The organism is Enterococcus sp. DIV0901a (assembly GCF_051711525.1).
Classification (GTDB): domain Bacteria; phylum Bacillota; class Bacilli; order Lactobacillales; family Enterococcaceae; genus Enterococcus_B; species Enterococcus_B faecium.
Genome location: NZ_JBIOMW010000001.1, coordinates 2,587,818 through 2,603,843, shown reverse-complemented (window position 1 = coordinate 2,603,843; position 16,026 = coordinate 2,587,818). Strand labels below are relative to the sequence as shown.

Below are 16,026 nucleotides of genomic sequence, written 5' to 3'. Positions count from 1 at the left end.
AGGGAGAAATAAATGAAGAAAGTAGCAATCATAGGCGCTGGACAAGTAGCAGAAAAAGTACATGCTGCTTATTATCAAAAAAGATCAGATGTCTTAGAATTGGTCGCTGTGGTTGATCCAGTCAGCCAGCGAGCAGAAGACTTTTGCCGACGTACAGGATTTTCTCATGCGTATACATCAGTTACACAAATGCTGAATGAGATTTCTCCCGATATCGTGAGTGTCTGTACACCCAATCGCTTTCACTTCGAACATGTATTGGCTGCCCTCGAAGCTAATGCTTCAGTGATGTGCGAGAAACCACCAGCTATGACAGCTGATCAAGCAAGAAAGATGGCAGAGACAGCCGATAAAAACGGGCAGATTTTGGCTTATGGATTCCAGCATCGTTTTTCTGACGAAGCAACAATGATCAAGAATCATCTTGATGTTCTCGGGGATATTTATTACGTAGAAGCGAATGCGCTTCGTCGGTCTGGTGTTCCAGGCTGGGGAACGTTTATCGACAAAGAACTTCAAGGAGGCGGGCCTTTGATCGATTATGGCATTCACATGCTTGATACAGCGATGTATATTACTGGATTTCCTAAAGTAAAAAGCGTTCGGGCGTACAGCTTCCAAAAAATTGGTACGAAAAAAAATTCAGGGAAATTCGGGAAATGGGATCCAAGCAAATTCACAGTAGAAGATGCAATTTTTGGCACACTGGAATTAGAAAACGGCAAGATCATCCAACTGAATACTTCGTTTGCTTTGAATATCAGAGAAGACAAACTGAATGTGGCTTTTTGTGGCGATCAGGCAGGTGCTAATCTGTATCCAGGCGAACTATTCGAAGATGTAGATGGAAAGCTGGTTTCCTTACAAAAGACCACGCCAGTTAATGACCCACATGAACAAAGTATGGCTCATTTTGTGAATAGGGCGCTCGGTGACCAGGCTCAGATGATTGCAGATGGCTGGCAAGGATATGTCATCCAGAATCTGGTGGAAAATTTATATCGTTCGGCAGAAACAGGAGAAGTTATTACCTTATGAAAGTAGAAGAAAAACAATTTGATTTAGAGTATATCAATAAGTATGCGAGTCAGATGACCATTGGAAATGGATTTTTTGGTATCAGAGGAAGCCAGGAGGAAGACTATCGGAATCAAGTAAGGGGAATGTTTGCAGCTGGTGTATATAACCGACCTTTAGGAGCAGAATCAGCCGAGTTAGTGAATCTTCCAGATGTCATCAGATGGGAAATAAAAATCGACGGTGAACATTTTTCTCTTGAGACGATGAAAGTTCTTGCATACGAGCGGGCACTAGATTTAGAAATGGGAGAGCTTAAACGCTATGCGCTCATTGAAACTGCTCAAGGAAAAAAAGTGGAAGTCATTACTTGTCGTGTTGCTGATCAAAATAATCTCCATCAGGCAGCCCTGAAAGTGGTCATCAAGCCGTTGACCGAAGACTGCCAAGTAGATGTGAAAACGGGTATCGATGGACAGCAAACCAATTTTGGTACACAGCAGTTGGTTGAAAAAGAACTGCGAGTATTTGGTGACGATTTGATCAGTGCATCCTACCAGACAACAGAAAGTAAAATTGATATTGGGATTGCAGCTAAATTCAATAAAGCAGGTGTATTCCAAGCAAAAAATCGCCGGATCACCGCTTCCTTTTCAGAAAAGATCAGAAAAAATACGTCCTTTACGCTGGAGAAGATCATCGTGCTCTCTACCTCTCTTCAGCAAACAGACCCGTTTAAGAAAAGTATTGCCCAAGCCCAGAAAAGCGTTAGTTATACAGAAATTTTAGAGCAGTCGATGTCTTATTGGACAGATTTTTGGCATCAGCATCGGATAACGATCCAAGGCGATTCTTCTTTCGATCAGTTAGCGATGGACTTCGCTGCTTACCATTTACAGATTATGACTCCCCGCAATGATCCAAGTGTTAGTGTAGGGGCGAAGGGACTAACTGGCGAAGGTTATAAAGGGCATGTTTTCTGGGATACGGAAATTTTTATCCTGCCTTTCTTTTTATATCAGTTTCCTGAAGTAGCAAAGAATTTGCTGCTGTACCGTTATGATCGATTAGAAGGCGCACGGCAAAAAGCAAGAGATTATCACTATCAAGGTGCACTTTTCCCATGGGAGAGCGCACACACTGGTCAGGAAGAGACACCCAAATTTGCTGCATTGAATATCAAAACCGGAACAAGACAAGAAGTTGCTTCAGCTGCCGCAGAACACCATATCAGTGCAGACCTTGCTTATGCCGTTCAAGAGTATGTCCAAGCAACAGAGGATCAATCGTTTTTAGAAACAAAGGGAAAAACGCTCATTCATGAAACAGCAGCTTTTTGGCTGAGCAGAGCTGTAAAAGTCGATGATCATTTAGAGATACACAGAGTCATTGGTCCAGATGAATACACAGAATATATCGACAATAATGCATATACGAACTATCTGGCGCATTATAATGTGGCCTTAGCTGTTAAATATCAAGCTGGCGATCCGCTTTTTTTGAAAGAATGTCAAAATTTTTTAGACAAGTTATATTTGCCAGTGCCTAACAAAGAACAGCTGATTCCGCAAGATGACACGTATCTCAGTAAGCCAGTTATTGATTTGACCACTTACAAAGAACGTCCTGGCAGCCAGTCTATTTTACTTGATTATGCCCGTAGCGAAGTAAATGAACTCCAAGTCAGCAAGCAAGCAGATCTTGTCATGCTGTTATACTTATTACCTGAGTATTTTTCTCAACCAATCGTTTCTAAGAATTTGCATTACTATGAAAACAAAACGATCCACGACTCATCGTTGAGTAAAGCGATTCACGCCATAGAGGCTTGCCGTATCCAAGAAATGGAATGGGCGTATCATTTATTCCAAGAAGCGTGCCTGATTGATTTAGGACCAGATCCGCATTCATCAGATGACGGAATTCATGCTGCTTCATTAGGAGCACTATGGCTAGCAGTTATATTTGGTTTTTCAGGTATTACAGTAACGAATGGAACTCTTTCTATTTCTCCAAGACTTCCTTCAGCATGGGAAAAAATTTCTTTTCCTTTTATTTGGAAAAATCACAGGTTGCTATTTGTTTTGACAAAAAAACAAATAGTAATAAAAAAAGAGACGAAAGAAACATTACCTATTTTTGTCAATGGAGACCAATACCAGCTGGAAAAAGAACTGATCTTGGAACGGAGGGGAAAATAATGCGTATTCTGATTGCGCCAGATTCTTTCAAAGAAAGTCTGACAGCCTTAGAGGCAGCACAAGCCATTCAATCAGGTTTTCAAGAAGTTTTTGTTCAGGCTGAATATGATCTGCTACCTATAGGCGATGGAGGAGAAGGAACGGTTTCATCATTAGCAGACAGTTTAAGGTTGAAGCGGCAAACAGCAGTCGTTACTAATGCATTTGGCAAAAACAAAGAAATCCAGTACGCTTCAGACGGTCAAACTGCGATTTTTGAAATGGCAGAAATCGTCGGATTGAAAGATGTCCCACTAAACCAACGACAGCCACTTAGGTTATCCACGCGAGGAGTAGGAGAACTGATACGACAATTGTTGCAACAAGGTGTTCGACACATCATCATCGGCGTTGGCGGAAGTAGTACCAACGATGGCGGCATCGGCATGGCAGAAGGTCTAGGTTATGCTTTTTATGATCAAGATAATCAAAAAGTAGAAGCACTGGGAGAAAATCTAGGTAAAATTGCTACAGTTGATAAAACGAACGTGCCTATTGAGCTGATTAAAGCCAAAATCACTGTCATTACTGATGTTACTAATCTTTTATGCGGAAAAGAAGGCGCTTCTTTTGTTTTCGGACCACAAAAAGGCTTGAAAGAAAATGAATTAGCAGTGGCTGACCAAGCCATGCATGATTTTTATATGAGATTTGCCCCTCAAGTAATCGAGGCATCGGGCAGTGGTGCTGGTGGTGGAATGGGTGCAGGACTGTTAGCATTTGCTTCAGGGAAAATAGTCTCTGGCATCGACTACGTATTGGATTTACTGGAGTTCGATAAACGGGTACAGCAAGCAGACCTCGTAATCGTAGGCGAAGGACGTCTAGATGGACAAAGTCTAAAAGGAAAAGCGCCAGTTGGGATTGCTAGAAGAGTACCAGAGGGCGTTCCTGTGATAGCTATTTGCGGAAGTGTTGGTAAAGGAAGCGAAAAAGCAGCAGATGTTGGCATTTCGGCCGTTTTTCCGATCCTTCCTGCAGCTGTGCCTTTACAAGAAGCTTTACAGCAAGCCACTGATAATCTTCATCGCACAGCTAAAAACATCGCATCTTTACTTCAAGTCGTTCATTTTCAAGGAGGTAATCGATGAAAATCAAAGCAGCACTATTCGATTTAGATGGCGTTCTTGTAGACACAGCTCGTTATCATTACGAAGCGTGGCTGGTTTTAGCTAACCAGCTGTCCATTCCATTCACTGAGAAAGAAAACGAGCAACTGAAAGGAATATCCAGAACCGAGTCACTAGAGCGATTGCTGTCATTTGGAAAAATGGAACAGAAATTCTCAGAAAAAGAGAAATCAGCCTTTGCTGAGCAAAAAAACAATCTATATCTTCAAGCGATTCAAAAAATGGATGAAACATCCGTTTTGCCTGGTGCAATAGCTGTTCTTGAGTACTTGAAAAAAACAAACATCAAGATCGGATTGGGATCAGCAAGCAAAAATGCACGCCTCATTTTAGAAAAAACGAATTTGACAAGTTATTTTGATGTCCTTATTGACGGCACGCAAGTATCAAAAGCAAAACCTGATCCAGAAGTTTTTCTCAAAGGAGCACAGCAATTGAATGTACCGCCAAATGCATGCTTGGTCATTGAAGATTCAGAAGCTGGTTGTCAAGCAGCTTTGGCTGGTAACATGCATGTATTGGGAATAGGTGAAAACATAAATCTTCCTTCTGCTGAATATGTGATTCCTGATTTAACCGTTTTTGATCAAGTACGTTCGTTTTGGCATTTATCAGAAGCCGTATCACGTATATAATAGTTTCCGTTTTTTCTGTCACAAGCAAAACGTTATCCTCCTTTTGGAAATCAAGGTATGATGAGAAAAAAGGGGGATTTTATATGACAAAAAAAGCAGTTTTCGCAGGCGGATGCTTTTGGTGTATGGTCAAACCATTTGAAGAGCAGCCAGGGATCATTTCTGTGACATCAGGTTATACTGGCGGGCATGTACCAAATCCAACTTATGAACAAGTAACAACAGGCACAACAGGGCATACAGAAGCAGTAGAGATCGAATATGATCCAGAAGTTATTTCTTATGATCAGTTGGTGGAAATCTATTGGCAGCAAACCGATCCGACTGACGCATTAGGACAGTTCGCTGATCGCGGTGATTCTTATCGTCCAGTGATCTACTATAATGATGAAGAAGAACGAAATATTGCAGAGCGTTCAAAACAAGCATTGCAAGACAGCGGACGATTTGATAAGCCAATCGTGACAAAAATCGAACCGAGAAGCGAGTTCTATCCTGCAGAAGATTACCATCAGGATTATTACAAGAAAAACAAGCTCCATTACAATCTTTATCGAGAAGGTTCTGGACGTGCCGGTTTCCTTCGTCGACATTGGGGCGGCAAGAAATAAGAAGCCGAAAAAGCTACTTTTGGAACACCGTATATCAGAGGTTGTGACAAGTCGTTTGTCACAACCTCTTTTCAATACCTAAGATGAAGGACAATCAGCAACGCACTGCTCAAAAAAGGAATGAAAGGCAGTTTTTCCATCTTTTTTTTATGACAGATAAAGTAAACAGAAAAAACGGATATTCCAAACAGACTAGCAAGAAACAAGATCTGAAGCAACTCTTCCAGAGACAAGCCACCACTCCAAGAAAGCATCAACAGAGTATCACCAGCTCCGAGATAGGATTGACCATAGCGAAGGCACACACCGCCTACGATAAACGTTAACAGCACACTTTGCCATTGGAAGACGCCGGCCTGCAACCAAAAAATCCATAAAATTGCCCAAGAACAGAATAGCGTGTGAGAATGGACCATGAAGTAAAATAAATCCATCAACGAAAATAGCAAAGCCGAAAGCATCCATATGAACGTCGAATAATTTCTTGCAGAAGAAAAAGTAAAGAACCAGACAAAAAGACCACCACATAAGGCTTCTGCCAACAAATAGTAGAAGGGCAACCGACACCGGCAATAGCGACAGCGAAATCGTTGGACGATGATCGAGAGAATCGGAATCAATTCATACCAAGAAAGCGAACGACAGCATTTGACACAATGAGATCTAGGATAAATAATAGAGTGACCTAACGGAATCCGCTGGGCGGTTAAACATAAAAATGACCCGATACAGCAACCAATGATAAAATAAAGTAACACGCCATCTCCCCCTTTTCAAAACCAAGATACGCAAGCTGAAACTAAATTTTTGTACATACATAAAATTTGAGGTGAAAAAATGAACGTTTCAATCGGATTAGATATCGGAACCACACAAACCAAAGCAGTTGCTTTCACAGATGAAGCCCAAGAAGCAGCATCCGCTTATTTTCGCTACCCTTTGATCCAAGAAACACAAGGGATGGCAGAACAAGATCAGGAATTGATCTTTCAAGGCGTCTGCACCGTTATAAAAGAAGTAATTAAACAGTTGCCTTCAGACACAATCATTCAATTTGTCTCCTTCTCCTCTGCGATGCATAGCCTGATATTGTTGGATGAAGAGAAAACACCGTTATCTCGAATGATCACTTGGGCAGATAACCGAGCAGCGGACGAAGCAGAAAAACTGAAATATACCGTGCTTGGCAAAGAATTTTATCGGCAGACTGGGACACCGATTCATCCAATGACACCATTGAACAAAATCAAGTGGCTGCAAAACAGCCAACCTGAATTATTCAAAAAAACTGCTTATTTTGTCGGTATCAAAGACTATATCTTTTATAGATTGTTTGGCGAACTGATCAGCGACTACGGAACAGCTTCAGGAACTGGATATTTTGATATCCATGAATTCCAATGGGCAGAAGAAGTGCTTGACTACTTGAACATTCGAATAGAGCAATTGCCGCAAGTCTTTCCTTCCACCTATCAAGTAACAGGTCTACCATCAAAAACAGCAGCAGAACTAGGTTTGCCAAATGATATATCATTTGTTTTGGGAGGGGCAGACGGGCCGCTTTCTAATCTAGGGTTAGGTGCTTTTGGTGATACGATCGCCGCTTTGACCGTAGGAACGAGCGGAGCACTTCGTTTTATTACTACTCAGCCTCAGTTCCATCCAGAAATGGAGACATTTTGTTATGTTCTGGATCAGAAACATTGGGTAGTGGGAGGAGCGACTAGCAATGGTGCTGGCATCTTTGATTGGGCAGGGCATACATTTTTACAGGAAGTCGTTCAATCTGCTAAAGAAAAAGGAGAAAATCCATATGATGCACTGCTTTCGGCTATCGCTTTTGTGCCAGCGGGTGCCAATGGTCTGATTTTTCATCCCTATTTACTTGGTGAGCGAGCACCGCTTTGGGACGCAGATGCGTTTGGCAGTTTTATCGGTTTACAGCGGCAACATACAGAAAAAGAAATGATGAAGGCGATTCTAGAAGGGATCTGTCTCAATCTTTATCGGATTTTAAAAGGAGTTTGCCAGGAAAATCAGCTCACAGAGATCCGTGCTACAGGCGGGTTTGCTCAATCTCCGATTTTTCGTCAGATGATGGCTGATGTACTGGGTTACCCACTTGTTTTCCCTACTGTCACAGAAGCATCCGCATTAGGAGCTGTGATTTTAGGCTGGAGAAGCATCGGAAAGATCCAAAGTATTAGTGAAGCACAGGAATTGATAGAATTGAAAGAGCAAGTCGGAGTACAAGAAACTGATCATAAAAAATATCAGAAAATCTATCCATTATTTGTTTCGACACAAAAGCATTTAGCACAGACTTATCAGCAATTTGCTCAACTGCGAGAAGAATTAGCTGATTCTGAAAAATGATTGGCTTTACGGATAAAAAAGCGAACTGAAAATCGTTCTCAGGTAAATGATTTTGTTGTACTTTTCATTGAAAGTCTACTATTATTTTAAGTGTAAGAAAATGTTAGGAGGCAAGAAAGATGAAATTCCAACAAACCAAAGAAGTATTAAATCAATTAGTTGCAGATCTAAGCCAAATGTCTGTTGTTGTTCACCAAACACATTGGTACATGAGAGGACCAGGTTTCCTTACATTGCACCCAATGATGGATGAGTTCATGGATGATTTGAACGCTCAGTTAGATGAAGTATCCGAACGCTTGATCACATTAGACGGTTCACCTTATTCTACATTGCGTGAATTTGCAGATAACACAAAAATCCCTGATGAAATTGGCCGCTGGGATCGTACTATTCCAGAACGTTTGGAAACACTTGTTGCAGGCTATCGTTATCTAGCAGATCTTTACCAAAAAGGAATCGAAGTTTCTGGAGAAGAAGGCGACGATCCAACACAAGATATCTTTATCGAATTCAAAACAGCCACAGAAAAACGTATCTGGATGATTCAAGCTCATTTGGGCAAAGCGCCAGAGATCGACGCGTAAAAACTGTTGTTGAACTTGACCGAAAAAGAGGTTGTGAAATCAGCGTTTTGACCTGAGTATTAGAGAAACAAACGTCAAAATAGTTCCTCATATTTTGCCGTTTTTTGAGCTAATACCGAGGGTCAGCTGATTGAACACCGTTTACCAAGAGGTCGTAAGCCTGCCGTTCAGCTCCGAGTCACAAGAAACAATTTCAAAAAACAGCTTCTTATGTTTTATGGATATTGTGACTTGTGACCGAGGAGTTGGCAGGAGAACACCGTTTATTCAAAATAAGAGGTTGTGACAAGACTTTTGTCACAGCCTCTTTTTGTTTTTCATTTTGACAGGAAACGACCCTTTTATATAAAAGAAAGAAAAGAAGTAAAGTTTCATATAAATTTTTCAATCAAGCAGAAAAACGTTGACATTGACTAGATTAGCGGGTAATATGTTAAATGGTATTGTTTGCCCCACAAAGAGCCCCGGAAACTCGAAGTGTATGTCAAACATCAGAACTTAAATTGGAGGAAAATAACGTGCGTACAACATATATGGCCAAACCAGGCGAAGTAGAACGTAAATGGTATGTAGTAGACGCAACTGATGTTCCATTGGGACGTCTTTCAACAGTTGTTGCATCTGTACTACGTGGTAAAAATAAACCAACTTTCACACCTCATTTGGATACTGGCGATTTCGTCATCGTCATCAATGCAGACAAAGTGAAATTAACAGGTAAAAAAGCGACTGACAAAATTTATTACCGTCACAGCAACTACCCAGGAGGATTGAAATCAATCACTGCTGGCGAATTGCGTGCTAAAAATTCTCGTCGTTTGATCGAAACTTCTGTAAAAGGTATGCTTCCTAAAAACACTTTAGGCCGCAAACAATTTACAAAATTGAACGTATACGGTGGAGCAGAACATCCACATGCAGCACAACAACCAGAAGTTTTAGACATCACAAACTTAATCTAATAGGAGGGAATTTCATTGGCACAAGTTCAATATATCGGCACAGGCCGTCGTAAAAACGCAGTTGCTCGCGTACGTCTAGTACCAGGAACTGGTAAAATTACTGTAAATAAAAAAGATGTTGAAGAATACATTCCACATGCTGACTTGCGTGAAGTAATCAATCAACCTTTCGCTGTTACTGAAACAAAAGGCGCATATGACGTATTTGTTAACGTAAACGGCGGAGGATACGCTGGACAATCAGGAGCTATCCGTCATGGTATCGCTCGTGCATTGCTAGAAGTTGATCCTGACTTCCGTTTAGCGCTTAAACGTGCTGGCTTGCTTACACGTGACGCACGTATGGTCGAACGTAAAAAACCAGGTCTTAAAAAAGCCCGTAAAGCTTCACAGTTCTCAAAACGTTAATTGCGATTATCGTTCGAGTTCACGAGTTACGAGAATCGTACTGGGCGAAGCAATGCTGAGCGCAGTTACCTTAATCCTAACTTTTCTGGCACTTTCCACAATTTGGAAAGTGCCTTTTTTGTGTTTTTAGCTATGTTAATAGGTAGGATTCTTGGTCTATAATATCATTCGATCTATAAACAAACGGGAAAAAGATCAAGTATCTTCAAACAATATTATTTATCCGCTTCTGAGGTTGTGACAGAAGTGGTCAGCTTCAAGAAATAAGAAGGAATTTACAAAAATCGCTTCTCATGTTTGATGAAGATTGTGACTTGTGACCGAGGAGTTGGCAGGAGAACACCGTTTATTCGGAAGAAGGGATTGTGAAAAGTCTTTTGTCATAACCTCTTATTTGGTAGCTAATTGTAAATCCCAAACGGCATGTATTATTTTTCATAAGTCCGTTTTTAAGGATTAATGTTTTCTTTTGCTTTTTATATGGTCTAGCTTCAGCGAGAAGTTCCAACGCATATACAAGGACGTCTGATGTCAACGATAACAACGATTACCATGGTGGCCAGTCCACTTGGATTAGCACTGTTTGGTGCGCTCTTTGATTGGCAGACAACTCAACCACGTCTGCGAGACAGTCTGATTTTTCTTGAAATTCAATTGGAAAATTTACACTTTCTTTATACATTTCTGGCTGCTTTCTTTATACCCGTCAACTATACTTCACTTATCAATAAGAAAGAAGGATAAGTATGGATTTTGGAAATGAAACGGTCTTGAAAGCAACTGGTATAACCAAAAAATACGGTGCTGCCAAAGCATTAGATAAAGTATCGATCGAAATCAAACGTGGAATGATCTATGGTTTGATTGGGGAGAATGGAGCGGGTAAGTCTACCTTTATGAGAACTATTATGGGTTTGATCTCGATTGATGAAGGTTCGATCGAATTATTTGGAACGACGGATTTGCAGGCAGCAAGACGACGTATGGGTCAATCGATTGAAACCCCTGCTCTTTATCCAGAATTAACTGCAAGAGATAACCTACGTATCCAAGCAGCGAACGGCGGTGTGTCGGATAGAGAAATCGAAGACCTGCTGAAAATGATGCGATTGGAAAATACAGGGAAAAAGAAAGCAAAGAATTTCTCTTTAGGTATGCGCCAGCGTTTAGCTATTGCAAATGCACTGATCACGAATCCAGAATTTTTGATTTTGGATGAACCGACGAATGGGATGGATCCAGCAGGGATGGCAGAAATGCGAGAAATCATCCAACGTTTGGTAAAAGAACGGGGCATCACCGTCTTGCTTTCTAGCCACTTGCTAGATGAATTGTCACAGATCGCCACTCACTACGGTATTTTGCATGAAGGACACTTGATCAAAGAATTATCGAAAGAAGAATTGGCACAAGAATCTCGTCAATTTATAAAAATTGACACTTCGGCGACGGAACAAGCAGTAACGGTTCTCGACTCTCTTGGTTATAGGGATTATTTTGTCCAATCTAGCCGTGTTATCCAGCTTTTTGAAGGAATTGACCAAGTAGCAGCCATCAATCAAGCATTGGTAGAGGCAAAAGTTCCTGTGGATGGTATCCACCTAGTTGGGCAAAAACTGGAAGATTATTTCTTACAATTAACTGGAGGCAATCCACATGTTTAATCTATTAACTGCTGAAAAAATAAAAGTATGGAAGAGCCGTAAAATGTGGGTCTCACTAGGACTGATGGTCGTACTTCCGCTTTTTTATTCTTGGAACGAATGGTATATGCATACAAAATACGGCAATGAATTAAACCAAGCAACGGATACAGTCATCAACGGTGCAACAGGGATTTTAATGGTGGAAAAAATGGCTGCATGGATTCTTCTGGCTTTCGCAGCATTTGCGTGCTTTTATATTGGGGAAGAATTTCAAAACGGTACGATTCGCAATACGTTATCTTTAGGACGGAATCGAATGACTTATTATGTGTCGAAACTTCTCGTTACGCTTTTGATCACAACACTTGGCGTGGTTTTGATTACGGGGCTAGCCATGATTGCTTACACACTTGCTTTCGGATTTGGTGAAGTTGAGGGAATCAAAAACTATGGAAATTATGTTCTAAAAGTATTTCCTGTATTGCTTCTGCTGATATTAGCGACATTATCTGTTCCAGTGGCTTTGACATTCATCACTAGAAGTACCAGTGTCAGTTTGCTTCTTTCTTTTCTTTATATCATGGGAACGGCCTTCGTTCCCGGTGTTTTCGCAAAAATCAAAGGCTTGGAATTTCTAACGGAGTGGTTTACGGAAACGTGGCTCATGTATACGGACTTTGCGCAACAAGCAACTTATTCGCAAGCACCGAAAATGATTCTGGTCAGTCTAGTAACAATCGTGGTATCATCAGCTCTAGGAATGTTTATTTTCCAAAAATCTGACATTAAGTAGGTGGTCCTGCTGGAAACTATTTTGATTATCGAAGACGATGAAGCTGTTCATTCTTTACTGGAGGAGGTTCTTGAACAGAGATACAAACTTCTTGATGCTTATTCAGGTACGGAAGGAAAATTATTGTTAAGCACATATCCTGTCGATTTGATCCTTCTAGATCTCATGCTTCCAGGGCTTTCAGGTGAAGCATTGTTAGCAGAAATCCGACAGACATCGAATGTTCCGATCATCGTTCTTTCAGCAAAAAGCGATCAAAGAGATAAAGTTTCCTTGTTGGCAGCAGGAGTGGATGACTATGTGACGAAACCATTTGATATCGAAGAACTGTTGTTACGAATCGGCATCCAACTTCGTCATCAGACTTCTGTCCAAGTAAAAGATCTGTCGCAACGCATCTATTACAAGGAAATCTTAATGGACAAAGAGTCAAGGGATGTAAATGTGAATGGTGTGACTGTCCATTTGACAGGAAGAGAATTCGATCTGCTGAAGCTTTTTTTAGAACATCCGAAAAAAGTATTTTCGCGAGCAAATCTTTATGAAACAGTTTGGCAAGAACCATATTTTGATAGTGAGAAAACAGTGAATATGCATATTTCCAATCTTCGAGGGAAGCTAGCAAAGGCACATGCTGTGTATATTCATACGGTGTGGGGAGTGGGGTTTAGATTTGATTAAGTGGCTGTTGCTTCTCGTTGTTATCTTTATGGGAAGTTTTATTTTCTTCCTGCAAAGGGAAATCAAGCGATTAACTAAGAAAATCGCCACTCTTTCTGAACGACAAGAATATGGTGGTCGTCTTTCAGTCGAATTTCGAGAAAAGAATCTAATGGACCTAGTAGATGCACTGAATAGATGGGTGGATGAAAATGAACAAAAAGGACAAGTATTTCAAGAAATGGAAGAAAACATCAGACTATCGATCGTCGGCCTTTCTCATGATCTCAGAACTCCTTTGACTGCTATTAACGGTTATGTACAATTACTGGAACAGGTAGAGGATACGGAGAAACGGGAGAAGTATTTAACGATCATCAAACAATCTGTTGCAAGATTACTCAGTATGACGGATCAGTTTTATGATCTTGCTCGAATAGAGACGAAGCAAAAAGAAATGGATCTCCATACGCTTTCTTTTTCTAAAGAGGTGGAAGAAGTATTTTTCTCTTTTTATGAACAATTTTCTGAGAAAAATATCGAGGTAGCGTTCGCTGAACACTCGATAAATACAACTGTATTAGCAGATCCGCTCATGTTGCTGCGAGTGCTGCAAAATATCATACAGAATTTATTGCGTTATGCAGATGGACAAGCAAAGGTGACATTTTCAAAAGAGGATCCATTCATTCGATTAACAGTGGCCAATCCTATCAAACCAGGAGCGCAAACCTCTGTTGAAAAAGTCTTCCAGCGTTTTTATACCGAAAATACCAGCCGCACAAATACGGAATCTAGCGGAATCGGGCTTTACCTGTCAAAAAAATTGGTGGAAGGAATGGGAGGAGAGATGACCGCTAGATTAGACGGGGGCATCTTCTCCATCTCCGTCAAGTTACGGAGGGTTTAATTGGCTCTAATTTACCTGAAGTGAATGACAAAAAATTGTATCTCGTTTTAAAGACATCTTCTTTTTTGGAAGGTGTTTTTATTTTGGTGTGATTGATACGAATTAGGTAACGAAGATAGTTATTTTTGTACCCCCTTTTCAAATAGCGCAACAGTGCTATACTAAAACTAACAAATCAAGGAACGGAGAGGGATATGGGCCAAAGAGAATTTATCGTTTTAATTATTATTGCAGTTGTTATTTTATTAGTTGTTTTAGACATTTTTTCACGTTTGAAAGTAAAGGAAACAGTTCGTAGTAATTGGGGAAAAATTCCTTATCAACCGAGATTTGATAAAGAAGAAAGTTTGAAGGATGCGTGGCTCACGGAGAAAAAATTCCGTTCATGGGATAGTGAAATCGACGATCTTACTTGGTATGACTTGGATATGTTCGAAGTATTTGAAGGGATCAACAGTACCTATTCTAGTGTAGGTTCAGAAGCGTTGTATCAGCGTTTACGTAGCTTTGATTTTGGAGAAGATTATCAGTTAGAAAAACTAATTGCTTTTTATCAGGAAAATCCTCAACTGAGAGAAAGAATCCAATATCAATTCGCTCGTTTAGGAAAAAAAGATCATAATTTTGCAAAACAATATCTAGCGGATGGAAAAAGTAAAAAGATTGGACGCGTAGGTTTATTTATTTTTCTTGGCTTGCTTCCGCTGGTGGGTGTAGGTTTGCTTCTTTTAGGTCAAGTACTAGGAATCTATCTAGCAATCGGTGGCTTAGTATTCAATACGGTCTATTATCTAGTGAAGAAACAAACACTAGAAACAGAGCTGAATAGCATGAGTTATTTGGTTTCAACGATTTCAGCCGCCAATCAGTTAGCAAAAATGACGACACCACTTCAAAAAGAGCTGAAACAGCAAACTAAACCATTAAGAGACATCCCTAAATTAGGTTTTTCATTTCGAATGAAGAGCGGGAGTGAAGCAGAATTGATTTTTGAATATGTCAACATCATGTTCATGCTACCATTTATCTCCTATCATTTCGTTCTCACTAAATTAGAAAAGCATTCAACTGAAGCCATCAAGCTGTGGGAATTGCTGGGAGAATTGGAAGTTGCAGCAGCCGTTTTGAATTATCGCACCTATATGCCGATCACTTGCCGACCAGAGTTTACTGAGGGCGGTGTGACAGCGAAAGATATCTATCATCCATTGTTAAAAGAAGCGGTAGTGAATCCAGTCAACTGGCAGAAGAATACATTAGTCACGGGTTCCAATGCATCAGGAAAATCTACGTATGTCAAAAGTATAGCCATCAGCTGTATTCTAGCACAGACGATCCAAACAGCGATTGCAGAACAGTTTACCCTGCAACCTGGACATGTGTTGACTTCCATGGCAATCGAAGATGATTTATTTGAAGGCGACAGTTATTTTGTTTCAGAAATCAAATCGATCAAACGTTTGCTGGACCAAGTGGCTTCCAAAGAACGCTGCTACTGCTTCGTAGATGAGATTTTAAAAGGAACAAATACGATCGAACGGATTGCTTCTTCCGCTTCAGTCGTTCGGTGGCTTGCGGAGTATCCATCTTTAGCATTTGTCGCCACACATGATATCGAATTGACAGAGATTTTAAAGAATTATTGTGAGAATGTCCACTTTGAAGAACAAGTAACAGAAGGAAAAGGAATCAGTTTTGATTTCAAATTAAAAGAAGGACCTTCAAGGACCCGAAATGCGATTGCCTTGCTGAAAGTTTTGGATTACCCAGAGACTTTAGTAGAAACCGCAAAAACGGAAGCCGCGTCATTTGATGAAAAGCGGCAGTGGCATGTATTGGGATAGGCGAAGTGATCGAAAGTATTTATTGGATCAAAAATCTTGGCTCATGCTTCCGCCGTTTATACGTGTTTAGAGCGTGAGACAAAAGTGTTCTTTACTTTTGTCTCACGCTCCTTTTGTTGCACATATGAATAGTAATCCTTTATCTTCGATTTGTTTTTTCTGAAAAGGTTGTCTGACTTCGTCCGATTGATGTCTTTCATTAGGAGA

At 40.5% G+C, this 16,026-nt stretch carries 16 protein-coding genes; 15 read left to right on the top strand and 1 reads right to left on the bottom strand.

Going from position 1 to position 16,026, the window contains the following annotated elements:
- The first annotated feature begins 12 nt into the window (after positions 1–12).
- The 5 genes from IGL70_RS12535 (at position 13) to msrA (ending at position 5,633) form a co-directional block, all read left to right on the top strand.
- Complete coding sequence (locus IGL70_RS12535) at positions 13–1,038, top strand: Gfo/Idh/MocA family protein (RefSeq protein WP_104873715.1); 1,026 nt, start codon at positions 13–15, stop codon at positions 1,036–1,038.
- A complete protein-coding gene (locus tag IGL70_RS12530; RefSeq protein WP_002288124.1) occupies positions 1,035–3,218 on the top strand; it encodes a glycoside hydrolase family 65 protein in 2,184 nt (727 codons plus the stop codon). Before IGL70_RS12535 ends, IGL70_RS12530 begins: the two co-directional genes overlap by 4 nt.
- Positions 3,218–4,348 carry a glycerate kinase gene (locus IGL70_RS12525; RefSeq protein ID WP_010723554.1) on the top strand — a complete coding sequence of 377 codons (1,131 nt, stop codon included), beginning with the start codon at positions 3,218–3,220 and terminating at the stop codon, positions 4,346–4,348. The genes IGL70_RS12530 and IGL70_RS12525 overlap by 1 nt, the downstream gene beginning before the upstream one ends.
- Positions 4,345–5,022: a beta-phosphoglucomutase gene (pgmB, locus tag IGL70_RS12520; protein WP_002288121.1), complete on the top strand. Its 678-nt coding sequence runs from the start codon at positions 4,345–4,347 to the stop codon at positions 5,020–5,022. Before IGL70_RS12525 ends, pgmB begins: the two co-directional genes overlap by 4 nt.
- A gap of 83 nt (positions 5,023–5,105) precedes the next feature.
- Entirely contained in the window at positions 5,106–5,633 is a 528-nt protein-coding gene (gene msrA, locus IGL70_RS12515) for a peptide-methionine (S)-S-oxide reductase MsrA (protein ID WP_002332238.1), read from the top strand.
- A gap of 71 nt (positions 5,634–5,704) precedes the next feature.
- Here the strand turns inward: msrA and IGL70_RS12510 are convergent, their stop codons facing one another.
- Positions 5,705–6,391, bottom strand: coding sequence for a prepilin peptidase (locus tag IGL70_RS12510; protein WP_002332239.1), 687 nt, complete (start codon positions 6,389–6,391; stop codon positions 5,705–5,707).
- Between the two features lie 79 nt (positions 6,392–6,470).
- Between IGL70_RS12510 and IGL70_RS12505 the strand changes: the two genes are divergently transcribed.
- From IGL70_RS12505 to IGL70_RS12460, 10 genes are all read left to right on the top strand, one after another.
- Positions 6,471–8,009, top strand: a complete 1,539-nt coding sequence (locus tag IGL70_RS12505; RefSeq protein ID WP_104873714.1) for a gluconokinase — start codon at positions 6,471–6,473, stop codon at positions 8,007–8,009.
- Positions 8,010–8,128: 119 nt separating this feature from the next.
- On the top strand, positions 8,129–8,596 hold the full coding sequence (locus IGL70_RS12500) for a Dps family protein (RefSeq protein ID WP_002297290.1): 468 nt from the start codon (positions 8,129–8,131) through the stop codon (positions 8,594–8,596).
- A gap of 533 nt (positions 8,597–9,129) precedes the next feature.
- Positions 9,130–9,558, top strand: coding sequence for a 50S ribosomal protein L13 (gene rplM / locus IGL70_RS12495; protein WP_002323724.1), 429 nt, complete (start codon positions 9,130–9,132; stop codon positions 9,556–9,558).
- Positions 9,559–9,573: 15 nt separating this feature from the next.
- A complete protein-coding gene (gene rpsI, locus IGL70_RS12490) occupies positions 9,574–9,966 on the top strand; it encodes a 30S ribosomal protein S9 (RefSeq protein ID WP_002287505.1) in 393 nt (130 codons plus the stop codon).
- Positions 9,967–10,494: 528 nt separating this feature from the next.
- Complete coding sequence (locus tag IGL70_RS12485; RefSeq protein WP_002295987.1) at positions 10,495–10,710, top strand: hypothetical protein; 216 nt, start codon at positions 10,495–10,497, stop codon at positions 10,708–10,710.
- A 2-nt stretch (positions 10,711–10,712) separates the two neighbouring features.
- Positions 10,713–11,630 (top strand): ATP-binding cassette domain-containing protein, encoded by a 918-nt coding sequence (locus IGL70_RS12480; protein ID WP_002287502.1) that lies wholly within the window; start codon positions 10,713–10,715, stop codon positions 11,628–11,630.
- Positions 11,623–12,405 carry an ABC transporter permease subunit gene (locus tag IGL70_RS12475; RefSeq protein WP_002287500.1) on the top strand — a complete coding sequence of 261 codons (783 nt, stop codon included), beginning with the start codon at positions 11,623–11,625 and terminating at the stop codon, positions 12,403–12,405. Before IGL70_RS12480 ends, IGL70_RS12475 begins: the two co-directional genes overlap by 8 nt.
- Complete coding sequence (locus IGL70_RS12470) at positions 12,406–13,086, top strand: response regulator transcription factor (protein WP_104873692.1); 681 nt, start codon at positions 12,406–12,408, stop codon at positions 13,084–13,086.
- Positions 13,079–13,975, top strand: a complete 897-nt coding sequence (locus IGL70_RS12465; protein ID WP_002328795.1) for a sensor histidine kinase — start codon at positions 13,079–13,081, stop codon at positions 13,973–13,975. Before IGL70_RS12470 ends, IGL70_RS12465 begins: the two co-directional genes overlap by 8 nt.
- 194 nt (positions 13,976–14,169) lie before the next feature.
- Complete coding sequence (locus IGL70_RS12460; RefSeq protein ID WP_002328243.1) at positions 14,170–15,819, top strand: MutS-related protein; 1,650 nt, start codon at positions 14,170–14,172, stop codon at positions 15,817–15,819.
- Positions 15,820–16,026: the final 207 nt, after the last annotated feature.

Coding starts and splice junctions, on each gene's coding strand:
- IGL70_RS12535 (WP_104873715.1), top strand. CDS start 13: ATGAAGAAAGTAGCAATCATAGGCGCTGGACAAGTAGCAGAAAAAGTA.
- IGL70_RS12475 (WP_002287500.1), top strand. CDS start 11,623: ATGTTTAATCTATTAACTGCTGAAAAAATAAAAGTATGGAAGAGCCGT.
- IGL70_RS12500 (WP_002297290.1), top strand. CDS start 8,129: ATGAAATTCCAACAAACCAAAGAAGTATTAAATCAATTAGTTGCAGAT.
- IGL70_RS12505 (WP_104873714.1), top strand. CDS start 6,471: ATGAACGTTTCAATCGGATTAGATATCGGAACCACACAAACCAAAGCA.
- IGL70_RS12460 (WP_002328243.1), top strand. CDS start 14,170: ATGGGCCAAAGAGAATTTATCGTTTTAATTATTATTGCAGTTGTTATT.
- IGL70_RS12530 (WP_002288124.1), top strand. CDS start 1,035: ATGAAAGTAGAAGAAAAACAATTTGATTTAGAGTATATCAATAAGTAT.
- IGL70_RS12485 (WP_002295987.1), top strand. CDS start 10,495: ATGTCAACGATAACAACGATTACCATGGTGGCCAGTCCACTTGGATTA.
- rplM (WP_002323724.1), top strand. CDS start 9,130: ATGGCCAAACCAGGCGAAGTAGAACGTAAATGGTATGTAGTAGACGCA.
- IGL70_RS12480 (WP_002287502.1), top strand. CDS start 10,713: ATGGATTTTGGAAATGAAACGGTCTTGAAAGCAACTGGTATAACCAAA.
- msrA (WP_002332238.1), top strand. CDS start 5,106: ATGACAAAAAAAGCAGTTTTCGCAGGCGGATGCTTTTGGTGTATGGTC.
- IGL70_RS12525 (WP_010723554.1), top strand. CDS start 3,218: ATGCGTATTCTGATTGCGCCAGATTCTTTCAAAGAAAGTCTGACAGCC.
- pgmB (WP_002288121.1), top strand. CDS start 4,345: ATGAAAATCAAAGCAGCACTATTCGATTTAGATGGCGTTCTTGTAGAC.